General features: G+C 46.1%; 23 protein-coding genes and 1 pseudogene. 10 read left to right on the top strand and 14 right to left on the bottom strand.

The genetic code is table 11. The features are described from left to right. Positions 1-531 precede the first annotated feature (531 nt). The 3 genes from ACTTK6_RS14820 to ACTTK6_RS14810 form a co-directional block, all read right to left on the bottom strand. Positions 532-786 carry a GlsB/YeaQ/YmgE family stress response membrane protein gene (locus ACTTK6_RS14820; RefSeq protein ID WP_462833808.1) on the bottom strand — a complete coding sequence of 85 codons (255 nt, stop codon included), beginning with the start codon at positions 784-786 and terminating at the stop codon, positions 532-534. A 109-nt stretch (positions 787-895) separates the two neighbouring features. Continuing rightward, positions 896-2,329 carry a DUF2254 domain-containing protein gene (locus ACTTK6_RS14815; RefSeq protein ID WP_462833807.1) on the bottom strand — a complete coding sequence of 478 codons (1,434 nt, stop codon included), beginning with the start codon at positions 2,327-2,329 and terminating at the stop codon, positions 896-898. A gap of 356 nt (positions 2,330-2,685) precedes the next feature. Then, positions 2,686-3,393: a Na-translocating system protein MpsC family protein gene (locus ACTTK6_RS14810; protein WP_462833806.1), complete on the bottom strand. Its 708-nt coding sequence runs from the start codon at positions 3,391-3,393 to the stop codon at positions 2,686-2,688. Positions 3,394-3,793: 400 nt separating this feature from the next. On the opposite strand from ACTTK6_RS14810, the gene ACTTK6_RS14805 reads away from it, so the two are divergent. From ACTTK6_RS14805 to ACTTK6_RS14795, 3 genes are all read left to right on the top strand, one after another. After that, a complete protein-coding gene (locus tag ACTTK6_RS14805) occupies positions 3,794-4,489 on the top strand; it encodes a Na-translocating system protein MpsC family protein (protein ID WP_462833805.1) in 696 nt (231 codons plus the stop codon). A gap of 846 nt (positions 4,490-5,335) precedes the next feature. After that, on the top strand, positions 5,336-6,049 hold the full coding sequence (locus tag ACTTK6_RS14800; RefSeq protein WP_462833804.1) for a Na-translocating system protein MpsC family protein: 714 nt from the start codon (positions 5,336-5,338) through the stop codon (positions 6,047-6,049). Positions 6,050-6,092: 43 nt separating this feature from the next. Then, a complete protein-coding gene (locus ACTTK6_RS14795) occupies positions 6,093-6,545 on the top strand; it encodes a thioredoxin domain-containing protein (protein ID WP_462833803.1) in 453 nt (150 codons plus the stop codon). Between the two features lie 622 nt (positions 6,546-7,167). Here ACTTK6_RS14795 and ilvD read toward each other — a convergent pair. Both ilvD and ACTTK6_RS14785 read right to left on the bottom strand, forming a co-directional pair. Beyond that, a complete protein-coding gene (gene ilvD / locus ACTTK6_RS14790; RefSeq protein WP_462833802.1) occupies positions 7,168-8,823 on the bottom strand; it encodes a dihydroxy-acid dehydratase in 1,656 nt (551 codons plus the stop codon). A 39-nt stretch (positions 8,824-8,862) separates the two neighbouring features. Next, a complete protein-coding gene (locus ACTTK6_RS14785; RefSeq protein WP_462833801.1) occupies positions 8,863-9,531 on the bottom strand; it encodes a GntR family transcriptional regulator in 669 nt (222 codons plus the stop codon). Between the two features lie 268 nt (positions 9,532-9,799). Here ACTTK6_RS14785 and ACTTK6_RS14780 point away from each other — a divergent pair, with 268 nt between their 5' ends. The 7 genes from ACTTK6_RS14780 (at position 9,800) to ACTTK6_RS14750 (ending at position 15,029) form a co-directional block, all read left to right on the top strand. After that, on the top strand, positions 9,800-10,381 hold the full coding sequence (locus tag ACTTK6_RS14780) for a hypothetical protein (RefSeq protein ID WP_462833800.1): 582 nt from the start codon (positions 9,800-9,802) through the stop codon (positions 10,379-10,381). A gap of 382 nt (positions 10,382-10,763) precedes the next feature. Beyond that, complete coding sequence (locus ACTTK6_RS14775) at positions 10,764-11,579, top strand: hypothetical protein (protein ID WP_462833799.1); 816 nt, start codon at positions 10,764-10,766, stop codon at positions 11,577-11,579. Between the two features lie 23 nt (positions 11,580-11,602). Beyond that, on the top strand, positions 11,603-11,953 hold the full coding sequence (locus tag ACTTK6_RS14770) for a hypothetical protein (RefSeq protein ID WP_462833798.1): 351 nt from the start codon (positions 11,603-11,605) through the stop codon (positions 11,951-11,953). 758 nt (positions 11,954-12,711) lie between these two features. Then, complete coding sequence (locus tag ACTTK6_RS14765) at positions 12,712-13,158, top strand: hypothetical protein (RefSeq protein ID WP_462833797.1); 447 nt, start codon at positions 12,712-12,714, stop codon at positions 13,156-13,158. A 780-nt stretch (positions 13,159-13,938) separates the two neighbouring features. Next, complete coding sequence (locus ACTTK6_RS14760) at positions 13,939-14,223, top strand: DUF5839 family protein (protein WP_462833796.1); 285 nt, start codon at positions 13,939-13,941, stop codon at positions 14,221-14,223. Between the two features lie 117 nt (positions 14,224-14,340). Beyond that, a complete protein-coding gene (locus tag ACTTK6_RS14755; RefSeq protein WP_462833795.1) occupies positions 14,341-14,859 on the top strand; it encodes a hypothetical protein in 519 nt (172 codons plus the stop codon). Then, positions 14,856-15,029 (top strand): hypothetical protein, encoded by a 174-nt coding sequence (locus tag ACTTK6_RS14750; protein ID WP_462833794.1) that lies wholly within the window; start codon positions 14,856-14,858, stop codon positions 15,027-15,029. Before ACTTK6_RS14755 ends, ACTTK6_RS14750 begins: the two co-directional genes overlap by 4 nt. A gap of 154 nt (positions 15,030-15,183) precedes the next feature. Here ACTTK6_RS14750 and ACTTK6_RS14745 read toward each other — a convergent pair whose 3' ends face one another. The 9 genes and pseudogenes from ACTTK6_RS14745 to ACTTK6_RS14705 form a co-directional block, all read right to left on the bottom strand. Beyond that, a complete protein-coding gene (locus ACTTK6_RS14745) occupies positions 15,184-16,431 on the bottom strand; it encodes an oligosaccharide MFS transporter (protein WP_462833793.1) in 1,248 nt (415 codons plus the stop codon). Positions 16,432-16,498: 67 nt separating this feature from the next. Beyond that, positions 16,499-17,953, bottom strand: a complete 1,455-nt coding sequence (locus ACTTK6_RS14740) for a glycoside hydrolase family 32 protein (RefSeq protein WP_462833792.1) — start codon at positions 17,951-17,953, stop codon at positions 16,499-16,501. Between the two features lie 149 nt (positions 17,954-18,102). Further along, a complete protein-coding gene (locus ACTTK6_RS14735; RefSeq protein WP_462833791.1) occupies positions 18,103-19,080 on the bottom strand; it encodes a LacI family DNA-binding transcriptional regulator in 978 nt (325 codons plus the stop codon). 53 nt (positions 19,081-19,133) lie between these two features. After that, positions 19,134-19,739, bottom strand: a complete 606-nt coding sequence (locus ACTTK6_RS14730) for a recombinase family protein (protein WP_462833790.1) — start codon at positions 19,737-19,739, stop codon at positions 19,134-19,136. After that, entirely contained in the window at positions 19,687-20,073 is a 387-nt protein-coding gene (locus tag ACTTK6_RS14725; protein ID WP_462833789.1) for a hypothetical protein, read from the bottom strand. The genes ACTTK6_RS14730 and ACTTK6_RS14725 overlap by 53 nt, the downstream gene beginning before the upstream one ends. A 1-nt stretch (position 20,074) precedes the next feature. Next, positions 20,075-21,109 (bottom strand): TDT family transporter, encoded by a 1,035-nt coding sequence (locus tag ACTTK6_RS14720; RefSeq protein WP_462833788.1) that lies wholly within the window; start codon positions 21,107-21,109, stop codon positions 20,075-20,077. A 423-nt stretch (positions 21,110-21,532) separates the two neighbouring features. After that, the gene (locus tag ACTTK6_RS14715; RefSeq protein WP_462833787.1) at positions 21,533-22,828 is read right to left on the bottom strand and encodes a hypothetical protein; all 1,296 of its coding nucleotides are present in this window, start codon (positions 22,826-22,828) and stop codon (positions 21,533-21,535) included. 75 nt (positions 22,829-22,903) lie between these two features. Further along, entirely contained in the window at positions 22,904-23,575 is a 672-nt protein-coding gene (locus ACTTK6_RS14710; RefSeq protein ID WP_462833786.1) for a DUF421 domain-containing protein, read from the bottom strand. Positions 23,576-23,756: 181 nt separating this feature from the next. Continuing rightward, positions 23,757-24,079, bottom strand: a pseudogene (locus ACTTK6_RS14705) (four-helix bundle copper-binding protein). Between the last annotated feature and the right edge of the window lie 100 nt (positions 24,080-24,179).

The raw sequence follows: 24,179 nt of genomic DNA, 5'->3' as shown, positions 1-24,179 counted from the left end.
TACCTGAAAAACCAATGGAACGGCATGGGTGATAGGAAACCTATCCCTCACCACCCCATAACCAATGGACAAATCTATACATGGGAGACCGTTGGTGTCTTTCCGCTTTGAATCCTTTGGTCTTCAACCGTATCGAACGTTCCTTTCATATGAATGCTGCCTTCCTAAGAACAAAAGAACCCCGGGCGAGGGGGCTCTTCGGGGTGGAAAAGCGTGAACCTATGGGAATGAAGAAGCTTCTGTAGGATTCTCCTTTATTCTACTACGGTTCACTAACGGATGAAAGGGTGGGTTCTTTTGTTGGTATTGGGAATAAGCTCCTAATGGTTGGTCAAACTTGTTTTATCCGCTGCTTTCGGGCCTTTTGATTCCCCGCAGGTCTATACTCGTTAGGCTAGTTCTAGGCCCCCCTCCAAGGTACTTAAATCCAACATATTCGCTTCTCCCCTTTTCCAACATTGTCTTTCAACAAAAGAAGGAAGCTGTCTATCACCCAGACAGCTTCCTTCCCCTCGTGCTACTTCTTTTCCGTTAGTTCTTCTTGATCGCTCGAACAATAAAGCTTACGACCAATACGAGGATAACCGCGCCAATGAGTGCCGGAATAATGGCGAAGCCGCCAATCGTTGGTCCCCAGCTGCCAAGCAGCGCTGTGCCTAAACTGGCGCCGATAAACCCGGCAATAATATTACCAATAATACCAAATGGCACGCCGCGGCCCGTAAGGGCTCCTGCCGCCCAGCCAATCAGACCGCCGATAATTAAACTCCAAATAAACGATAACATGCTGTTTTCCCTCCTTAATGATGGATCTCTATTTTCCTCACGCTCTTTTGGGGCTATTTCCTCCCGGTGAAAACCTCAAACGTCTGTCTCGCCTCGTGGACACGGATCTCTATTCGGAATGACTATAGGTGGCTTCCAGGAGCCCGTTCCGGACAAATTCTTCAATCAACCGATGAAACGTATCCGGGTCCCGTGCTTCCACCGAAAGGGTTTCTAGGGACGTATAAAACGCTAGTTGTTCCGTGGCATGCGAAAACGTCTCGGCAAATGATTGGGCTACCACCTGGCCGAAGTGCCAGCATGCTGCCTTTTCCCGGTCCGGGAGAGCACTGCTGAGAATCACAAGGGCTTGTAACAGCGTGTTCGTCAGCACCGGATCCCGCTTCACATATACGCTGATATGCCCAAACGCCGCATACAGATAATCCTGAAACGCTTCTTCCTTCATGATCACCCGAAGCGTTTCCTCATCGTCCGTTAAATAGGAGGTAAATGAGGTCACGTCAGCGATCGATCGCAACAGGTCCACCATCTGGTTCAACGCATCTTCAAATGTGCCGGGCTCGTCGTTGCCCAACGCCTTCACCGCGATGTCTTTCAATTTTCGCACGCCGTAGCCGAGGTCCTGGACCTCTGTCTTTCGGTCGCCCATAAACAGCAACTCCCGGTATTTTCGTTCGTCTACGGCCGCCTGCCCTTCATCCGCCATTTTCCAATAATCAAGCAGCACAAACCCGGGGAGAACAAAATCCCCCACGCTTGCGCGCAGCTGGATCATAATCCCGTCCTGCTTCGCCTGTTGGATTAGCTGGCCAAAATCGATAATCTGTACGTATCCTGTGGTCTCCGAAGCGATGGTATGCGCATGGTTGTGATCCAGTTCGGAAGCGTTCGGGTGAATGACCCGGTAGGGGTCCTGAGCCCGGTGAGCCTCGAGATCCTCATGCAGCGTGTGTAAGATGCGCTTTTGGGATTGCTGTTTCATGTCGTTGACGATGCTTGGGGCCTGCATCCATTTCACGGCATGGTTGATGAATAGGACAAAGTTCAGCACCGAAAATCCGCTCATAAGTACCGCGGTTATCGGAAAGACCGTGTATTGACTCATCGACCCGTCAAGAAAGAAAAAGACGATCAGTAAGTAAAAGAAACTGAGGTTAAAAACCCCGATCGCATGCTGGGTTTTCCGGTTGGCGATAAAATTAAGCAGGACGCGCGGGGTAAACTGATTCGAGACGTTCGTCAACACCATCAGCATGGAGTTAAAGGTAAAGGCATTGAGCGTTAAGATTCCCGACAGCAGCGTACTGTACAAGGTTTCGGTCAGCTGGTATTCCGTCGTAAAGGCCGCCAGGAGCTGCCACCCCGGCTTCAGGCCAAATTCCACCCAGTACGAAACCCCCGCTAGCAGCGCGGCCAGGGTGATATAGAGGGCCGGCACCACCCACAGGCTGGCCCGGATTTCATGCCAGCGCTGGCGCTTGGACATGCTTCGCAAACGTTTCACGGGTGCTGGTAATAATCGGTAGAACCAGTAGGGCACGGCTGACCCCTCCTTTCTTAATCTTTTTGGCAGATATGATCATTCAAGCGTTAATGGCTGTTGATGCTTTTCGTTTTTTATTTGCCGATGCTTGTTCTTCGCCCGCATCTCTCTAAGACAAAAAATAAGCCAGAATCGTCTTGAAGACGATTTCCTGGCTTATTAATAGCGTTTGATCTATTAATTACGACCCGGGTCTTATTCCTTTACGTTTAAAAAACGAGCTTCTCCCCTGTTCCCTTTTAGCAAGCAGACAAACCTTTTTCCGACGCCACCTTCGGTTTGTTTCACTTGGGATGGACTGAAATATAGACAACGAACGACGTAATCATGTGTTTCTTGGTCATTCCCATGCTTTATTCCACCGGATCGGTCACCACAACCACGGTGCTTTTATCCTTGTCGAAATTCCAATCCACAAAAATATCCCGGACGTCGACGCCGAGAATGTCCGCAAACAGACCGTCCTTGTAAAACATCCCCTTCTCGAGTTCCCGTTTGGCGATCCGAAGGGTCTGTTCATAGCCCAAATCAATCAGCTGTTGTTCAATCGATACCAGGATCCCTGTACGTACAATGAGAATGGTTCGCTTATCGACCCGCACCGAGGCCACGTGGTCAGGCTTTCGTTCGGCCTTTTCACTAACATCCCGGACCGTCTGCTCGATTTCTTCTTTGTGCCGGTATTTCTGCTGTAGGGCTTCCGACGCCTTCTGCGACTGCTGATAGGCTTCCGGCTGCAGGCCGACCAGCACGCCGGTCCGGCTTTCCATGTCCCAGTCGTAAAAAAATTCATTTAGGGACGCTCCCGTTAGTTCTTCGGCATGCTCGCGCACCTGGGGTACGATCTTTTTCATCATGCTTTCCCGTAGAGCATGGACCGCTTCCGTTCCCTGATCTTCAAGCAGCTGCTGCTCGATCGGGCTCATGAATCCTTTGAGAAACACGAGTACATGACTGCTGCCAATCGTCACGTAAGCCGCTTCCGGCCCTTTGCCGAACGAGTCCCGTAACAGACGCCCGGTATAACTGGCGAGTTCTTGTTGCTGGTCCTGAGTCCTCATATATAGCCTCCTTCCAACCATCTATTATATCATCCAGTCACGTACTGGTAGTAGCTCGATTTATACGTTGGTACGTCCTTCGTTTTTTCCAGGTCTTCCGTCTTTTTCGCTCTAGGTCAGTCGTCCTTTTCTCTCTCTTTTTTCTGAATGGATGTTTATTCTTTTCCCTTAACGAGAATAGTATATGCAAGCAATGTAAGTATATAAATAATTATCAACTGAAAAGAAACATGCGTCAGGTAACGGGACGTCTGTGCCTGCAGCGTATCCATTTTATTGAAACGACCTCATAACCCATGGTAGAAACCGCTGGACCGAAGCGCTAGCGATAAGCCAAGAACGTGCCTCGAGTCGTTCTGGCTTTTTTAGGTGTGTAACCAACAAACAAGGAGATGATTTCGTGGAGAAACAGGTAGCAGCCACCACCAGGACAGCAGGAGAAATTGGCAAGTTGCTTCAGCGGCAGTTTTGTAAAGGGCCTCGCGCGACCGATGTGGTGCTCGCTCCTCCCTATCTCGTCCTGTACTTACACGATTTTTTGGCCCCCATGGAACGAACCCTGCTTGACCAACAGCGGTCGGATACGGTCCATCAGTGCCGCACCATGGCCTTCGACCATCTGGGGACATCCCTGCAGGCGACCGTGCAAACGCACCTTCATTTTGTACCGACCGAGATGCACATGGATTGGAACCTCTCCCAGGCTTCGGCCATGATTCTTTTGGTGGGAGAAGTGTCCGGCGCTCATGCTTGCCCTTCGTTCAACACCACAGCCGACCGGCCGGCCGACACTTCCTCCACCACCTCGATGGGGCTGCATCCCAGTACAGGTGCCTGGGCGTCATGGGGTTGGATGAATGAGCGCCTTTTTTTAGCAAAACGGGAAAACGTGGTGACCCCATTCGAGGAAGCCATGATTGCTGAACACGACCCCCGCTTTGTGGAAAGACAACGGGCCCAGGCTGATAAACAGGGCATTCATGGGGAACGACTGACTCACACCTTTCAACGCCCTCTCCAGGAGATATTTGTCACGGGCAGCCTGGAAGCAGCCCATAGCTACACGCTGCTTTGTTTTGGCGCTCCGTCCAGATAATGAGACGTATCGCCGTCATCATCCAACGGTCCAGAGGGAGACACCCGGTATCAGTGACGGGGGCGCATTGACCTATTACCAGAGGAAACACCATGGCTAGGTTTAACGATAAAAGAAACCAGGAATATTATTTATGGACGTCCATACGTGGGATGTTCCCCTAAAAATGGCTCGAGACTACCCGTCTCGGCCATTTTTTAAAAGCTACTTTTCAAAAAGGTATACCATCAGGCTTTAGAGACCATCAACCCCACACGTAAGATGATTAATGCTCGATGTTTAAGAAAAACAAAAAAGGGAATGCATTGGATAGATATCTTATGCGGGAGATATCTCCCATTTAATCGCTTCTAGCAAAAAGGCCTCTCTGTTATGGAGAGGCTCTTTTTGTGAGATATAACCTATGATGATGAATCTCTCGATCACGGATGCAGAGCGTCCAATGAAAAATAAGCACGAGAGACGTACGTAATAATAGCAGTCTCTTTCTGTTCCAAGAGGCATGAACGAGGATGAATTTCTTTCCATGCAAATCCCTGAAAACTAACTGTTCGCAGGAACAAAAAGATGGAAAAGGAACAGGGGACGTTCTCTGCTACATGAGAGGGCCCCCGCCCGTGGCGTGGTTGAAAGCAGCCCCCTGAAGGACCGAGAACCTTTTCTCGGTCCTTCTTTTTTAGGTAGCCATGAGGGACGTCGAGACACTGGAAGTACATCATCATCATTAGTACACATATTCATCCTTTATCATCTTTGACAAATTAACTATACTAAAACCATCCCTGTATTCCTACTACCCCAGGAATGACGATTATAATGAATATGGGAGAGAAGGGAACTGGTTGGATGAACGAACGCAAAGAGATAGAAGGAAGCATCGAAGGCCAGGTGAGCAAGATATTACGAAATCATTTCGGGAGAGGACCAAGATCGATGCATGTGCAATGGAAACCTCCTTTCCTGACGCTGTATCTCCAAGAGTTCTTAGCCCCGATCGAACGAACGTTATGGGCCAAGAACGGATCGCCGGGGATCGAGCAGCTGCGCCATGACATGATGAACGAATTGCTGGATCCCATTCGATTGGTGATAGAAACAGAAACGATGGGTAGCCTCAAAGAAATGTATTATGATTGGAACCTCCAGGAGGGCAAGCCGCCCAATGGCATGATCTGGGGGATTCTAGATACCGGTGAAGAAGAGGAACTGGTTCCTTGGCCCAAAGAACTTCGCGAAGGGCTTGTGGAAGAAGAAATCATAACTCTTAGCAAACAAATAGATAAAACACCGGAGAAGGTCCAGGTGTTTTGGCTGGGAAAACATGAACTAGTCATCGAGCAAACAGGCATTTTAGTCGGCATTGAGCAAGAATTGATTATCCACGGGCACGAACACCTATTAAAACGAAAGAAAACCGCGTTGGAGAAGAAACTGTTTGGCGAAAATGGGGGCGAAGCGCTATTAACAAGACCCATTCAAGACGTTTTCGTTGCTTGGAATTTTCAACGGGATAAAGCATACACGATTCTTCGTTTACAGAAACGAGAGAAGAATCTATAAAGGGAGAAATTCAACTTCCAGGGTCTGCTCATGATAAGCGGTTATGGAGCACATGTCTCTTTTATCAACCAGGCCGGGGCATGATTTCTTGTCCTCTTCTTTTCTCGATCCCAGACATGTTTTTCTATCGCATACACTCGTATCATTCTCATGCCAGGAGGCTTTTCTCATGAGCAAGCTCTATCGTCTACCCCACCACACCGGAGAGTCAAAAGCTCCCTTCGTATTAGCTTCCTTTTGGGCCCCCTGGTGTACGCCGTCTCGGCGGCTGCCATATATTTTAGATCACGTGGAACAACGACTGAAGGGACAGGTCGCGATTCTTCCGATCAATGTGCAGGAATCCCCTCATCTTACCGACGAATTGGAGGTGGCCTCCCTGCCGACTTTGCTGCTCTTACACCACGGGCATGTCCTCGAACGTCTGGAAGGGCTTCACTCGTCCCCAGAAATTATCCAGTGCCTGTCTCCCCATGTCCGAAAATCGTCTAGATAAAAGAGGCATTGGCTGCTGTATTGGTACCCTCTCTCGGCTAATAAACACAAAGACCAGGGGCAACGGGATATCCTTCTCGTTGCCCCTGGCGATAGGAGATCAAACACCCAACGCCTCCTTCAAGTCTGAAGAAGGCGTTGGGTATAAGAGAAACCATATATGTTACCCCCGCCTCGTGCACAAGACAGAGGAGGATCGCAACAATCATTGCTATCCAGAAAGAACCTTCCTGCGTTCTATCAAGAAGGCTGTCTCTGTATAGCCTTATGACCACTGCCTCACTCTATACCAACATTTTCTTCTTTTTAAACCGGCGATGCATATTTAGGATCAACGAAGAGACCTAGTGGTTTTATCGAACAATCATCGAGAGCTTCCTTTGACCACAGAACGTTGGGTTCTTCCTATTCTGGTTCTTCCATGACCTAAGCATGGTTGAATTTAATTGTTCTTAACATACTCGCGATTATTTGCACCAACTAGGATAAACATTTTTCTGTGATTTTAGTTTATCTAATAAGATACCAAGGCATAAAAAGAAGCTGTCCCAAACATGGGACAGCCCCTTCCTTTTAGGCTTTCAGATCAACTCTATACGGAATGGAGAATGGAACAGGGACGATCATATTTTCATGACGCCCCCCGTGTTGGCCGAGGTCACTAACTTCGAATAGCGTGCCAGATACCCCTTGGGAACCTTGGGTTCGGGTTCGTTCCACCCGTGAGCTCGTTGCACATGCTCGTCGTCACCGACGAGCCATTCGATGGTGCGGTGGGTTAAATCGATTCGAATGAGATCGCCATTTTCAATAAACGCAATGGGTCCTCCTGCCGCTGCCTCCGGTGAGATATGCCCAATGGAAATCCCTCTCGAGGCACCGGAAAAGCGGCCATCCGTAATCAGCGCCACTTCTTTACCCAGTCCCCGGCCGGCAATCGCGGAAGTTGGCGCCAGCATTTCCGGCATCCCCGGGCCGCCTTTGGGCCCTTCATGCCGAATGACCACCACATGCCCGGCTTGGACGGTCCCTTGGGTAATCCCTTCCTGCGCTTCTTCTTGGGAGTCGAACACAATCGCTTCCCCTTCGAACGTCTTGATGGACGGATCTACCGCCCCTACTTTGATGACCGCGCCATCCGGGGCCAGGTTTCCGTAAAGAATAGATAATCCCCCTACGGGACTATAGGGGTTCTCTTTTCGATGAATAACGGCTTCGTTTCGAATTTCGGCATGTTGCACGGTCTCATACAAACTCTTGCCCGTGATCGTGATGCGGTCGGGATGAATAGTCCCTGGCATCGTGCAAAGCTCTTTGATGATCGCGCTCACTCCACCCGCATGATGAACGTCTTCCATGGAATAATCCGAGGCCGGGCTAATTTTACACAAGTAAGGGACGCGTTCGGCCACGTCATTCACTCTCTTCAAGTCGTAATCAATCTCGGCTTCGTGGGCAATGGCAAGGGTGTGCAGGACTGTATTCGTCGATCCCCCCATGGCCATATCCAGGGCAAAGGCATCATCAATGGTTTCTTCGGTCACGATATCGCGTGGTTTAATATCTTGTTCCACCAAATGCATTAAATGCGTCGCGGCCTCTTGGATTAACTGATGTCGTTCCTGCGATGTAGCTACCAGGGTGCCGTTTCCGGGGAGCGCCAGGCCTAACATTTCCATCAAGGAATTCATGGAGTTGGCTGTAAACATCCCGGAACAGGAACCACAGGTCGGGCAAGCTTGTTGTTCAATTTCCAACAATGCCTCCCGAGACATTTTTCCAGAAGAAAAGGCTCCTACGCCCTCAAATACCGAAGCAAGCGATAGACTCTTCCCATCCTGGGTACGCCCTGCCTCCATGGGGCCGCCAGAAACAAAGACGGCTGGCACGTTGGTACGCATCGCCGCCATGAGCATTCCCGGGGTGATTTTGTCACAATTGGGAATGTAAAAAACACCGTCAAACCAATGCGCGTTGATCACTGTTTCCGCCGCATCACAGATGATTTCCCGGCTTGGCAACGAATAACGCATACCAATATGGCCCATCGCGATCCCGTCATCCACGCCAATCGTATTAAATTCGAACGGGATGCCTCCCGCTTCAATAATGGCTTCTTTGACGACTTCAGCAAACTTGTTCAAGTGCATATGGCCGGGAATGATATCGATGTAGGAGTTGCAAACACCAATGAATGGCTTATTCATATCTTCTTCCTTAACTCCGGCAGCCCGCAGTAAACTGCGATGGGGCGCGCGGTCGAGACCTTTCTTAATCATGTCTGAGCGTCCTGTGGTAGACAATGGACTCACCCTCTCTTAGGATATCGATGCGTAAAGCTCATGCATCGGTCGGATAATGTTTTGTTTCATCGTCGCAACGGCCGTTTCCCCATCGCCTTCTTGCAGTGCGTGAATCAGCGAAGCATGCTCTTCCACAGACGTTAGCGTCGCATAATGATTTTCGTGCAGAAAGACGTATTTGAATCGACGAATGTGCATTTGCAGCGAAGCACTGAACGACGCAATATACTCGTTATGGGAGAGATCGACCAGCAAGGAGTGAAATTGTTCATCCAGTTCCATCGCTTCGTAGGTTTGGTTATTTTCGACGGCCTGACGGAACTGGGCATTGCATCGCTTGAGCTTTTCGATATCCTCAGAGGAGACGTGTTGAGCTACGTACTCTACCGCCAGAGCGTGCAACGAGGCCAACGTGGGATACAGTTTTAATATATCGTCTTTTTCAATCTGTTTCACCCGTGTTTCTTTGCCCGGAAACATCGACACGAGGCCCTGCATCTCCAGTAATTGAAGGGCTTCGCGAATCGGTGTCCGACTTACCGCAAAGGTCTCGGCCAGTTCTGCATCCATGATTTTTTCGCCGGGCTGAAGCGTCCCATCAATGATCCAACGTTGAATCTGCGCCATCGCTCGTTCCTTAGCAGAACGATGCGCTGGCAAATCCAAATTTTTCGGAACAGGCATATGAACCTTCCTCTCTTTCTTTTAAATATATTGTATGCAATATATCGCATACAGCATTATTTTGCAACTACGTTTACGATATAAATCGCAATGGCCAAAAAATTTATCAACATAACGATCCTTATCGGAAGTAAATTAATAAAACCTCATAGTCATAACTGTCACAACCAATTGGTTATGACAGTTATACTCCTAATAATCAAAAAACTAATAGCTGAATTTAATTACAACTGTTATAATTCACTTAAGTTAAGGGGGCATGATTGTTATGACTGAATTAAAATATCGTTTAACTGACCTTGCTGATGCATTAGGGGTTAAAGAGTCTACTGCTAAAAAATACTATCTACTTATTGAACGCGAAGGTTATAACTTCACTAGAGAAAAAAACAATCATATTTCCTTTCAAGAATCCGAAGTCAATATGCTGAAAAAAATGATGGAACTCAAAAGCCAACCAGGAACCACTTTGCAAGATGCAGTTGAAGAAGTAGTAAGTATGATGAAATCTGCACACCCGGAGCATAACAGTCACAACTTATCAAAACATAACAGTTACAACCCTGATGAGATTAAAGAATTAAAAGAATTGATAATTCAACAGTCAGAAATGCTAAAAGAACAACAAAAGGCTATTCAAAGACTAGAAAGTAAATTTAATGATACTGAACTTAAACAGCTGGAATCTGAAGAAACGAAAGAGGAGCTTCCTGATACAGAAAACAAAAATAGTTCAGAATCGGATGAGCAAGTCACTGAACAACCTCTAGAAAACGAAAATACAGATAGAAGTACAAACGAAGAAGTGCAAGAAAAGAAAGGGTTTTGGAAGAAGCTTTTTGGATATTAAAAAGACCATGCCCTGGAGAGCATGATCTTTAAGGAATGGTATGTAAGCCTGTGTGCATTACAAGCCTTTTTAAATATACATGAAGGCGCTTTTCTTGGCAACAAATGGGAGATTGATTATAAATAGTAATTCAGATATTATATACTTAAACAATAAAAAGCAGCCAGTGCTACCAACACTGACTGCCTTTGTAGAGAGTTATTCCCTACACAAAACAAACTCTTCTATGACGAGAAGAAAAACTATTTGATTTTAGTTTAGCATATTCTTATATCTTTTCAAGAGATGTGTTTATTCTAAATTCTATATTTAATTCGTTCAGGAGAAACTTTAAATGTGTAGAAATAACTCTCATCCAAAATACTTGATGGGAGTTTTTATTATGGCAATTATTAAAAGAACAAAAACATCTAATTATCTGCAGCTTCATAATCAAGCAGTACAAGAAGGATTAGACGATCTTCAAGCAATAGGATTGTTAACTTATATTATGAGTTTGCCTGAGGATTGGACCTTACATAAAACACACTTACAAAATAAATTTTCTAGAAGAAAAGTAGATACAGCTTGGAAAATACTATTAGAGAATCGATATGCTGTTGGTTTTGTTTGCTATATCAATGGCAAGAAAACATATTTTTATAATGTATCAGATATCCCTTTTGAGGAAGAAGAGTATTTAACTTTTGTTGATGAACAGCTTAAAGAAATCTTAAAAGAGAGTTCTTCAGTGTATAGTGTTTCAGAAATTAAAGATAATTACTTCCCGATTCCCAATCCAGAAGAAGATTTTTCTACTGTACAAAACGTACAGTACAATGCGTACAGTACATTGCGTACTGTACAAAACGTTCAACTACAAAAGAAATATAATACAAATAAACAAGAACAAAAAAATACTAACAAAGAAATACTTGTTAACAAGAACGTTGACAATTCTTCATTAGAATATCAAGATACGTCCGATATAGAAAAAGAATATCTCGAAGAAGGCTTATCCCTTGAAGTTATTCAACGAGTCAAAGAAGAAATCGCCAACAAACAAGAACCGGTTCGTCATTACGAAGCGTATCTGCGAACGTGCCTGGACAACACATTACATAAGCACCGCCTGAAACGAGACATGATTGACCAGCCATATCCGCATTTACCAGCTAATCATCCGCTGAACTATAACTGGCTACAGGATGGCTCATAAACCCATGGAGGAGGGAGAAGTCGATGGCAGGCACCATCTCCAAGATAAATCGAAGTGTGAAACAGTTGGAAAAAGAATTAACAACGATCGGTTTTCACGTGAAGATCGAAGCGGATTCCAATAGCATGACCCAGTACCTGATTGTGAATCAGGGAGATGTTCCGGGGATTACAGTAAGTGATCGTCGATCGAAGGGAAAAAAGCGTGCTCAGTGGGCCGCCGAAGTCGTCGTTACGGCTCCCACGGAGACGTATGAGATCAATACCTATAAGGATCCAGAAACCAAGCAGCCGTTTACACATTACGTCGTGTCATCGCACAAAGCGAACAAGATTCCGAAGCTCTGGAAAGCCTTTGGAAACGATGCAACGTAATCCTCGTTGGTCATGAGTAACCCATAGAGTAAATACAGCAAGCCCGTAAGCATCATTTATCTGTTAGTAGGAGTTGAGGGAGAGAAAGAACACCAAAACGCTTCTGTGGCTTCTCAGAGCTTTTCAAGATGTGCAATATCGATCTGACTATCGAAAAAGAAAAGAAGCATCTGTTGATCGATCAACCGTCGATAATTGCTGCAACCATTTCTCCACGATTTTAACGGTGGATGGCTCAGCTAAGGATCCATTTATCTGCTGGGAGAGAGCCAACAACAGCCATCAATAGACACGTCCGCGTATACGATCGATCCACCATCAAGACATCATGAAAGAGACCATGGGCGCTTGGATGTTAGGCATCATGGAACCAGGTATTGGCTTTATTTGGATCCATGACCTGCAATAAGAGCCTCAAAACCTTTACTCAAAAGTGTCACAGACCCCCAGTTTTGTACTCAATTCTGTCACAGCACTGTCTCAAAAGTGTCACACAGCGCCATTTTCACGATATCACCCCAAAACCCCGGCACTGCCGGGGATAGCACGAAGTGATATCATTTTTCCCTTATGCTCTTTCTATTTTTTTGATCTTGCAGGGGAGCTGTTCGGAGAAGCATGGATAATGAAACAGGAAAAGAGCAACAAACAAGCCGATAACCATTCGATGATCTAGACCGAAGGCGTCTTCGTTTGAAGCCCTTAGATGTCCAAGAACAAGCAACAAACCATTCATCATTATCAGAGGAGGTTTCCGTATGGCAAGCATTCAATCCCGTCTCCGTTTGTCGCCTGAAGCAGCCGAATATGTGCAGCAATTGCAAGAGCAGCGAAACCATAAGACGCTATCGAAAACGATCGAAGAAATATTGTTAGAACACCAACGTCAACGCGAAATGAACCAACGACTCAACGATACGACGGCGAGGATCGCCAACCACATGCATCAAAAAGTGGAAGAGGAAATGCAGAACCATTTTCAACGGTTACAACACGGGGTGAACAATACGGACTACCATTCGCAAGTCCTTCTGGAGCTGTTGAACGGCTTGATGGTAAACAGCGGTATTCGTGACATCATGACCACCAGTGATTTTACTTCGACACCATATGCAACAGCGAAAGAAGAAGTGAATGATCGGATTGCGCACCAAAAACAGCGCAAAGATAATGCGAAAAACAAACGCTGGAATCGAGAATCATGAGCGGCGTACTCATGGAAAAGAGAAACGATAGCCAAGCAGTATCCAGGTCGAACCATTCAAATTTTTTTCCTTGAAACATCACAAAAGAGGATACATCTATGTATCGTTGTTGTTCTAAAAATAGGCTCGTTCGAATGTCCTTTGGTCGATCTTCTGGTTCGTTTGGCTAACGATAGCCGGATAAACAAACAGCAAAAATCAAACACCCTACCTGTCATGCCATAAGCTCGTTTTGGCACACCATCCCTGTAACGATTAAAAATTTGGAAGAGCATAAGGGAAAAATGACCCCAATCAAATTGGAGTGCCTGGCAGTGCCAGGCTTTACGTGGGTACATCAAAAATGCGTTTTGTGACACGTTTGAGACAGTGCTGTGACAGGATTGAGTACAAAAACGGGGGTCTGTGACACATTTGAGTACAAATGTTGAGGCTTGGATAACCGGACACCGATCGATTATTGACCAACCTTCGATCAAAAATGACCCGTTTCTGCAAACCATTGGAGCTTATCTCGTGTTCCCGATCAAGCTCATTGAATGCTCGAAACGTGTCCCAATATGGAACCAATATCGGTCTAGACATGACCCAAGCTTGTTCATGATTGGAACGTGATGAAGAGCCAAAACATGTGTGTCATGGCAAGCTAACGGACCAACATGGTGAATAGCAAAAGACGAAATAGGAACATGAAAAAGGATAGCTGCGGCTTCGTTCCGGAACACCCAACTCCCCCATTTTTGGTTATCAACGATCATTCAACGAAGGGAAGAGAGAGTCATGAAAACAAACAATACGATTGCTGCTTTTCACATCCGTGGGAGAGACGAAAACGATGCGTTAGTGTTACCAACCCATAAACTGTATCACTGGAACATTCCCAAACGATTGCGCGATCATCCGATTCAACCTGGAGATATTGTCCAGGTCCCGACCAAGAAAGGCCGACGGTCGGTGGTTGTGATGAACGTGTTCCGGGAAGATATCGAAGACACGGGCCGGGAATACAAAAAAGTAATCCGGGTGCTCGAACGAGCTCCTGCGTCCAACAAGGAGGAAGCATAAAAACATTTAAAAAGAAACTTCTGTGATGTTCATAAGGATGCTTCGAAACAAACGATAAGCGATTCCACCGATTCAACCAACACCTATGTCATAAGTAATGATAATAAGGAGACGTTTATGAAGGTCAAGCTTCCCATCAAAGATAAGAACGACCAGTTTGAGTATGGCACCATTATTCAGTCAAGGTATGCCGGCGTGGTGGTCAGCTCGTTAAGTTTCAGTGATAATGATTTTGTGCAAGATTGGCAAGAGCGAATCATCAGTCCTACGAGCGAAACATATCAGCTATATCGTGATAAGACAGCGGAATTAATCGCTATTATGGAAATCACTCCGAATACAAAAGAACAATATTATATCGTGAATTTATTGGAGCGTGTGGATTATAAACAACAAAAAGAGTATTTGATTGCCCCTCCCATGATTGCTTTTGCTTGTTATTGTAGTGAAGAAAGAGGGTACGATGGCATTGTAGCTATCCATACAAAACAATATGAAAAATTAGTCCAATACTATCAAGAAGTTGCTCCTGGTTCTCCTTATACGAGAAAAAACTCTTATGTTACAATTATATATAGAAGTACGATAGATATGCTCATAGACTCGTACCTCATCAAAGGAGGCGATACGTCATGAATAAATTATCTTATCAAGAATTAATAGACAAAGAAAATGAAATACTAGAGGAAAATAACAATCGGCTCACGTCCAACAAGTCGTTTTGTCCGGACGATCCAGAATTAGAAGAAGTCAATGAAATCGTCCGTCAACATCGTTCTCACGCGAAAAAATCAAAAGCCAAATAACGGATATATAAAAGCAGAAGGCGCATAGTCCTTCTGCTTTTCATTGTTTATAAAATGGTTTTTCATGAATCTCCCATATGCTGGCGTTCATTAATGCATCCGCAATACATGTGATTCGGTATATATCACATGTAAAAGAGCCCATGAATATAGGTTAAGCTTTATCCTGGGCGGTTTCATACGTCTCCATCCGTTGAGGTTCCTGATGATCATTATTCAGCGTGATAAACGAGAAGAGAACGAAGACAGCGACCACCGACCCAAGAATGTAGAAGGTCGTTTCGTAGCTCGTTAAATCATAGACATAGCCCACGAGCCCCGAAAATAGAATCACGCCTAATTCGCTGGATACTTTAAAACCGACCAGGTAGACGGTGGCGGAAAGCCGCACATCGAAATTGGCGGTAATATACTTAAACACGGCAATCAGCAACAACGGAAGCTCGACGGCATGTAACATCTTCATGAACGAAATTCCAATGCCACTAGTAACGGTGGCTGATCCAAGAATGCGGAACGCCATAATACTTCCAGCTAACACGAGCGACTGTTTGATACCTATTTTGTTGACAATAAAAGGAGCTAAAAAGAGAAACATGGCTTCGACAAATACTTGGGCTGAATTCAAAAATCCGTAAATGGTGTTTCCTTGTTCCTGACTAGCAAAGAGTTCCACAAAATAAACCGGAAAGAGCTGTTGATCGTACACGGTATAAATGCAAACGGTTCCAAATAAATAGATTAATAAAAACCAAAAGACTTTATTCGTGAATAAAAACCGCAGATCTTTCTTCGAAATATTCGTAGTTTGTTTTTGTTCCTTGGTCGAAATGTCGACTTTAAAGAAAAGATTCAATGCGAAAAATAACACGCCAGCCGCCGAAGCCAACCAAAAATTGATGTGAGGATTGATGCTCATCAGGGCTCCGGCTCCGAGCGCAGCGACCGCATAGCCTAATGACCCCCACATACGGGATTTTCCGAACTCAAAATCGTATTTCCGGCTCAACTTTTCGGTGTACGATTCTAAAAATCCGGCCCCTGCCACAAACCCAGCGCCTAGATAAATAGCCCCTAATACAGCTCCCAGGTAAAACGATGATAATAGTAACGGTTCATAGACATAGATGACAAAGGGAGCGATGCCGACCAATAATATACTCTGGAACCACACCAGGTTTTTCTTGGTTCCCAGTTTATCCTGAAGCAGCCCATAGCCGATCATAAACAGGAGGGCAAAAAATGAATTAAACGAATAGATATTGCCAACCTGAGCACCGGATAGGCCCAATGAATTGTTGAGCCATATCGCATAAAAGGACCACCAGATCGACCAGGTCACGAAAAATAGAAACAAATACCCCGATGAAAACCAATACTTGCTGTTTTGGAACGTATTCATGCGTTGCACACTCCTTTAGATGAGATGGAAAGAAGAATAGAGCCTTTTCCCTTAACGGTACCTGCAATTAGTTTACCGGCGTGTGCTGATCGTTCCATATGGACACACGGTCGATAATATTTACGTTGTCTAACACAAGTGGTTGGTCTTTGGAGAAGACTTCCAAACGAGAGAGTGAGCCCTTCGGAAAGAGTAAGGTCGTCGAAACACTCAGGCCGTCATTGATAAACAATTCCATGGATGCATGATCGAGCAGGCAATGAACCTTTTCGACCTTCCATTGGTGCAGAGAACCGGTGTGTTCGCCTGGGAAGTGAGGGGAAAAGTCGGTCATGCCCTCCGTCCTATGCACGGTGTAGGTATGCTTGGATTCATCAAATTCCACGGTAAATCTCTCTTCCAAGTCACTAATGAAATGCATCCCCCAACCAGTACTGCTATTCTTTTCTCCCACAGTCAATTGAATGTCCGAGAGCGGGCTTATATCGAAAGCGGCAATATCGTTGGTTGGCACCAGCCTCTGGCTCCCGGCCATGTGGTTCTGTTCGTCCCATAAATCATTAGGTAAAATAGGAGTCTGTTTTAATACATATGCTTCGTTCACCTGTTGAAGAGAGAGCCGACGGACCATGCTCATCGAACTGCGCCAAGGAGAAACGGGAACCTTCCCTGCGTATTGCCAGTTGTTCATCCATCCGATCCAGTACCTGGATGCGGTGTTTTCCCATGAAACAGCAGCGTAAAAATCGGTGCCTTCGTCTGCCCATTTGATGGCCTCCGTTGGTGTTTCATTAGCGTGAAATTGGACCCCATCAAAATCGCCGGTGAAATATTGGACGGCAGAGCCGCCGTTAGGGCCCCCGTCGTTAATGCTCACGATAAGGACCCATTGTTGCGTGGCAGTCGATTCCACGGTTAAAGGAAAAAGGTCCGGGCATTCCCATACGCCCACGTGGGAACCATACTCTTGGCCAAAGGAAGATTGGTACGTCCAGTCAATGAGATTGGGGGAATGATAGAATTGAATGTGATCGCCGCATGCCAAGGCCATGATCCACTTTTGGGTCTCTTCATGCCAAAACACTTTGGGATCCCGAAAGTCCTTGATGGTTTGATTTTCAATCACAGGGTTATGTTTGTATTTTTGCCATGTACGTCCGTGATCCTCGCTGTATGCGATGCTTTGCTGTTGAGTAGCACCATCCTGCGTATAGATGGCTACCATTCCTCCAGATTCTTGTTGAAACAACCCACTGCTGTTCCCCGTATCGACGACAGCTCCTCCGGAAAAAATAGTGCCGAGTTCGTCTGGCTCCAAAGCGACAGGTAGTTCTTTCCAGTGAGTGAGATCCTGGCTAATCGCATGCCCCCAATGCATATGGGCGTGGTCGTTCCCATACGGGTTGTATTGATAAAATAAATGATATTCTCCCTCGAAATAGACTAAACCGTTAGGATCATTCATCCAGTTTTCTCTTGGGGAATAGTGCAGTTGCTGGCGGAACGGTTCTTGATAGTACATACAATAACCATCCTTTCTTGGTTAATTTCTTTTTTTGTAAGCGATAACAAATTAATGATTATTAGCATCATCTAATATTTTTCACGATATGTCAACCGGTTGACATATGAAAATAAAAAAACCAGTGAAGACGTTCACTGGTAGAAGGCTTACGTGGTATGTCCTTTTTTAACCTGGATAGGAAGCACGTTTTCTTTTTCTGGTTGGTTTTCATGCTGCATTTGTTTTTCCAGTACAGCAAGGGCAGTTTCTGCGATGGCAGCAATCGGTTGAACAATAGTAGTCAACTCTGGATAAATGGTTTGAATGAGGTCCGTGCCGTCATACCCCACGACTTTTAAATCGTTAGGAATACTGTAGCCAAGGCTGGTTGCATATTGGATTACTTTAATAGCGAGTAAATCATCACTCGCAAAAATACCGTCAACGTCCGGGTGGTCTTGAAATATTCTTTTAATGGTCTCCATATTGATGTTCAAATAGGCCACGTCTGGTATTTCGTAGGTCATGGGTTCCTTATGATTTTCGCGCATCACGTCTTCATAAGCTTGCCGTCTTAAATTAGCAGGGGTATCCAGGGTTAAAGGTCCATTAATATGTATAGGTTTCTGGCACCCTTGGGATAATAATTCCTGCGTGGCTGCCTCTCCTCCCTTATAATTATCCGAGCTGACAACATGCATATGGCTAGAGATATAGTGGTCGATGGCTACAGACGGAGCAGAGTGATTTTTAGGAACTAACCCCCGGTTATAGGTGACGACAATAACGCCATCTACTTGGTTTCGCTGGAGCATATCCCAATATTCCTGCTCTTTATCGGCCTCGTGCAGGCTATTACAGAGCAGCACTTTGTACCCCTTGGTATTGCAGGCATGTTCAATTTCAGCCACGAGTTCCCCATAAAACGGGTTGCTGGTCGAGGGAACAATAACGCCTATTAAATTCGTTTTTTGATTGTATAGAGAGCGTGCGAGATCGTTCGGGATATAATTAATGGTTTCCATAGCATCATATACTTTATCTTTGGTCGATTGGCTAATATATCCCCGGTTGTTGAGCACGCGAGATACTGTCGTTGGGGAAACCCCGGCTGCTTTGGCCACGTCTTGGATTTTAGGTTTCATTATTTTACTCCTCATTCATAATATAATTTCACGGACTGTAATTATAAATTAAATCATCTTATATTTTCATATCGTTTCACTAATCGATAAAAGGTACTGTTCGATAAATGTAAGCGTCGCATAGCATCCACGGCCTTAATTTCTCCAGCTTTCCATTCCCGGTAAGCTTCTTCAAACGCTTCCGTGATCGGCGTTTCTGGGCGGCCAAACTTCACCCCTTGGCCCTGAGCGGCATCGATCCCTTCGCGCTGACGATTGCGGATCCGCGTCCGTTCTTCTTCCGCCATCCACGAGAGAATCTGCAGCACCAGGTCAACAATGAACGTTTTCATCGTATCGTCCTGCTCTTTGGTATTTAATAATGGCATATCTAGCACCACAATATCACACTGAATCGTTTTCGTGATTTCGTTCCATTCCTGAAGAATCTCTTCCTTGTTCCGGCCGAATCGATCCAGTGAATGAATATACAGCACATCCCCTTTCCGCAGTATGCGTTTCAACAGTTGGTACTGGTCTCGCTGAAAGTTTTTGCCACTGGCCCGGTCAATAAAAATATCCCGTTCCAAGATCCCTGCTTCTCTCATCGAAGCTAATTGTCGGCTTTCATTCTGATCTTTGCTGCTGACGCGTATGTATCCATAATTCCGATACTCCATAGTTATGTACTCCCTTTTTGGAAATGAATGAAGAAATGACGGCTAAAAACCATCCATAACCTCCTTGTTCATTATGATACATATCCAAACTATTTTCTAGATGTTTTGAAAGGAAAAAACCATGGATTTGACCATGGTCTGTGTATGTATCAAAACGTGTACTTTTTGAGAGGATATAGTACTCTCTATTATCTATACCTATATGGTAAGAAATATTTAAAGACATTAATATGGTATCTGAAATTTTTAAAAATATAATTGATTTGAAACCACAAAAAACCAGCCATTCCGGCTGGTCAACGTCACGATGGATAGTTTCTCGATGAAAGCGCACCTCAACGCCCTCCTTGGGGGATCGTGCCCTCCAAGGATGTTCGTTTCGATTGGATCCATAATACACATTCCACCACCAATACTGCGAACACCAACCATCCCCAAGATGGCAGCAGCCAAGCGTATACCTGCTCCAATGTATTGGAATACTGGAAATGCTCATGCAACGCGGAAGTGAAGGCATAAAACATTCCAAACGTAAAATTACGCGACCATTGCGATACGTGGTACGTCCCTACTCCTTCCCGCCAGCCATATCGCCGAACTCGTTGGACGGCCCGCCGCAGCTCCACGCTTTCTACCATCACCAACAGGGCACAGACAATGCCCCAGAACCCGAGTATGGCTGTTGCAGAGGCCACTTCTGCCAATACCAGAGCCAGGCCGGTGATGGATAAAGCGCCGTGAATAATGCAGTTGGTGTTCGGCCAATCTTCCGCCAATGACCACGCCTTTGCTTGAACAATGCTGTAGCTAATTAATACCAGCCCGCCGATGTAAAACACTCCCCCTGCTCCAATCATGAAAAGCAGGACATGTTTGTCTGTAACGTGAAACAATTCCACCCACATGATCACCAGCGCCTGCGTGGTCACCGTGGACAACAAAATCACCCCATGCGCCTGGTACTTTGCTGGCGCCTGGAACAGTTTTTTGAAATTATACAGGCAGAGGACCAAAAATAAACTGTATAGACCTGTATTTCCTATCGCTATGGTTTTTAATACCGGCAAACTTCCAGGGAAATACTTTAAGAGCACGTTCACCAACACCGCTACCCCCGCGATCCATGTGCCGGAGAGGAACACATTCACAGGATTGCGAAAAAAACTTGATAAAAAAGCTGGGGATAAACATTGACGCGCCATGTTGACCGCCAACCATCCTAGAAGGAGGACTAACCCCATCGTTAAACCTTGCTTATAGATACGATCGATAAAGAACAACGTATCGATCGTCGCGTAAAGAAAAACACCCATGGCCATGACAATGGCTCCGGCTGCTGGATTCATGATCTTTGCCTGTTGGTTCGTCATTGTCTCGTACGCTCCCTCGTTTTCTTTTCCGTTTTCTATTGTAAGGAAGTCCTCCGGGAAAGAAAACCATGGCCGCTTGAGGAGGAGCAAGGGCGAAGCGTACCCGCGCGTGATGATTAATCCCTGTATGGCCAACCCCCAAAAAGGAGATATTGCCGTGTTAGGCCCCACTCGAAGGCTCAATGAGTTATCTGACAAGTCTAGCCCCCCTATTAATTGTCGGGCAGGCAAAGGGGGCCTGAGCATAAACACGAACCAGTAATTAACATAATCTCGATGAAAAACCTTTTCGATGAGCTGATCACCATGCTTCCTGCCTTTTCCCTATCATGCGACAGTGTCACTCAACATTTGAGATAGCGATAGTGATAAAAAAGAGCAAACTCTTTCTGAGAGCTTGCTCTTTTTTATCACTACCATTCCTTATTTCTTCTGATTCGCTTCCTGGTTCGTTTCGTTTTCCTCGTTTTCCTCTTCTTCCTCCCGCTTGGCTGCTTGTTTGCGTTGGAACTGGCGGTAACCATACGTCCCCTTGAGCACCGTTTCTTCATCTTCTAATCCCGCACCCAATGCCCCGATGCACGTGGCCAGCGAGGTCACGATCCAGGCAAGCGTAAGATAGAAAGGAAAGCCAACCATGTGTCCAAGGCCGGACGGCGATTGAAGCATGCTCGTCGGAATAAAGAGAAACACGGCCAGAAAGAAACAGGTAAACAAAATACTGTAATAACAAAGGACGCCAAAACCAATGGTAAGCATGGTCGCCGCATTATACAGCCGGGTCATATATTTTTTTCGTTTTTTGGACGGCCGCTCCCATAAGTTATGGGCAAGCATCATCCACCCAGTTAACGCGGTAATGGCCACCGCCATCAACACAAGCGCCCGCCCAGGTGTATATGCTTCGCCCAACTGCCAGACCGTGGGAAAAATCATCGCATAGGCCCCCGAAGCAAACGCGACGGCAATCACACTCTTGAAGGCAGAAAATACTTGTAATGGATGATTGGCTCGGGCCATTCCCGTCACGACCCGGGCGTACCCACTCATATTGGGCCGGGCGACGTACCGGGTATCCAACGCATGGTCGCTTTCTTTGGGCTGAATCCGGTAAATCGGGGCGATCCGTTCAAACCAGGTATCGCCTAATAGCTGCCGGGACCCCTTGTTACGCACGTAGTTCCCCTGTTCGCTTCCCATGGACGACGTCTTTGCCGTTTGATCGTCCCGATCTCCATCGGAACTACCGTGATGCATTTCGCTCATTAACTGAAGCATGGCTTCCCGTACCCGCCGCACGAGCGGCAGCGCCCCGAGGGTCGGGATGGAGAGCTGGGCAATCTTCCGCTCGCCGTTGGCTTCCGCCACGAGGAATTCCTCTTCCCGGAACAGGGGCAGGTCGGTTAGGCACACGACATAATCCCACTCCCGCTTATCCTTGAGGTTTTGGGCTTCCTCCAGCACGGAACCTGCTTCTTCCGCCAGGCCGGTTAGCGGGTCCACTACTATCTGAACGTCCCAGGCGTAAGCATCGTCCACTTCGCTGGAAAGCAGATCAGCTAACTCCGGCTCCAACGCTTCGATCGTTTCGGCAGCGGCCCCCGGCGCCGGCACAAGCCCCATCGTCAGAGAGGGCTCCGAAGCATGCTCGGGAGTCTCCTGAGACGAAGATTCTTCCGGCTGCTTGATGTTGTTCTCCTGTTTCTCAGATGCGGACATCCTTAAAACCTCCCTTGGCCCTTCATCAAACAATCGCGAAGAAAGGTTGTTTCTTCGCGATTGTCTTCCCGAAGGTTACTTATACGTTTGAACCAGAAAGCCGTCGTTGGCATCCCATTCCGCAAAATAAATATTTTTTAGCTGGTAGCCCTGCTGATCCAGTTCATCTAACAACCATTGTTCGTCTTTGGTCGTCTGTTTCAAGTTTTTGTGATGAATTTGGCCGTCTTCCACCAACAGATAGGAAGGAACATTGGCGTCAAAGTCGTCCAGGTAGTCCGCTTTCGATAACGGTTCCCCTTCTGCTTTTGGCAGGACGCTCACCGATCCGCTCGTTTCCAGGACGGCGTATTCCACGTCTTTCAAGGAGAACACGCTCTGCATCCGAAGCAGAGTGCGCAGCTGTTCGATTTCGAGCTTATTTTTCTTCAACGCTTTATAATTGACCTGCCCGTCTTCCACGAGAATATTGTTGGTGCCTTTAATTAAACTCCGGAACCTGTCATACCGCTGCGTCAGCGTTTCCAGGATCCAGACCATCAGTCCCCAGACCACAAACGTAAATAAAATATGATACCAGCTGGTCTGCGTCGTATATAACCCTTCTTCGACAATACCTCCTAAAATCAACACGTACACAAAGTCGATCGGCGTAACCTGGGAGAGTTGTTTTTTTCCAAGGATGCGGGTAATCACAATGACACCGACAATCCCAATCCCGAGCGACATAATAATCGACATAAACATCGAACATTCTCTTTTCCGTTTTATTTTTTTCTACTACCATGCGGAGTCTTTTTCCCTTTCCGCCCGTCATGGAAACGAGACAGATGCTCTAACAAATTTTTGGTATTTGTTTACAATGACGATCCTGAAAAGAATGGGGAACATTCTTTTCAGGATCGTCATTGTATTAAATTTATTTTTGTTATGCGGCAGCCATTTCCCTGCAGGTTTTCGAACAGCGACGGCAAGCTTCTGCACAGTCCTGACAGTGCTTGGCTTCGTGCTTCGCGCACTCATCGCCACAGGCCTAACAAATCTCTGCACAAACACGGCAGATCTGGGCAGCAAACGGGCTGTTGCTGTGCATAGATTTGGCAGCTAACGCACAGATATCAGCACATCCCGATCCAGGCGGATGCATTCTGCCATCATTTTTGTATCATCTTCTTTTAAACAATCGTCAAAGCAGCGATTGCACTGTTCCATACAATGAAGGCATTCGTTGATACATTCTTCATATGTCATAATTATCCTCCTAAATACTATTTTCTTTTAAGTTGCAGGTTTGAAAACAAATGTTGGTCATAGAAGTAAATATTGGAAATTATATCCAATATCATCCAAC

This window comes from Marinococcus salis (genome assembly GCF_054971365.1).
This window is presented reverse-complemented; position numbering and strand designations above follow the sequence as displayed.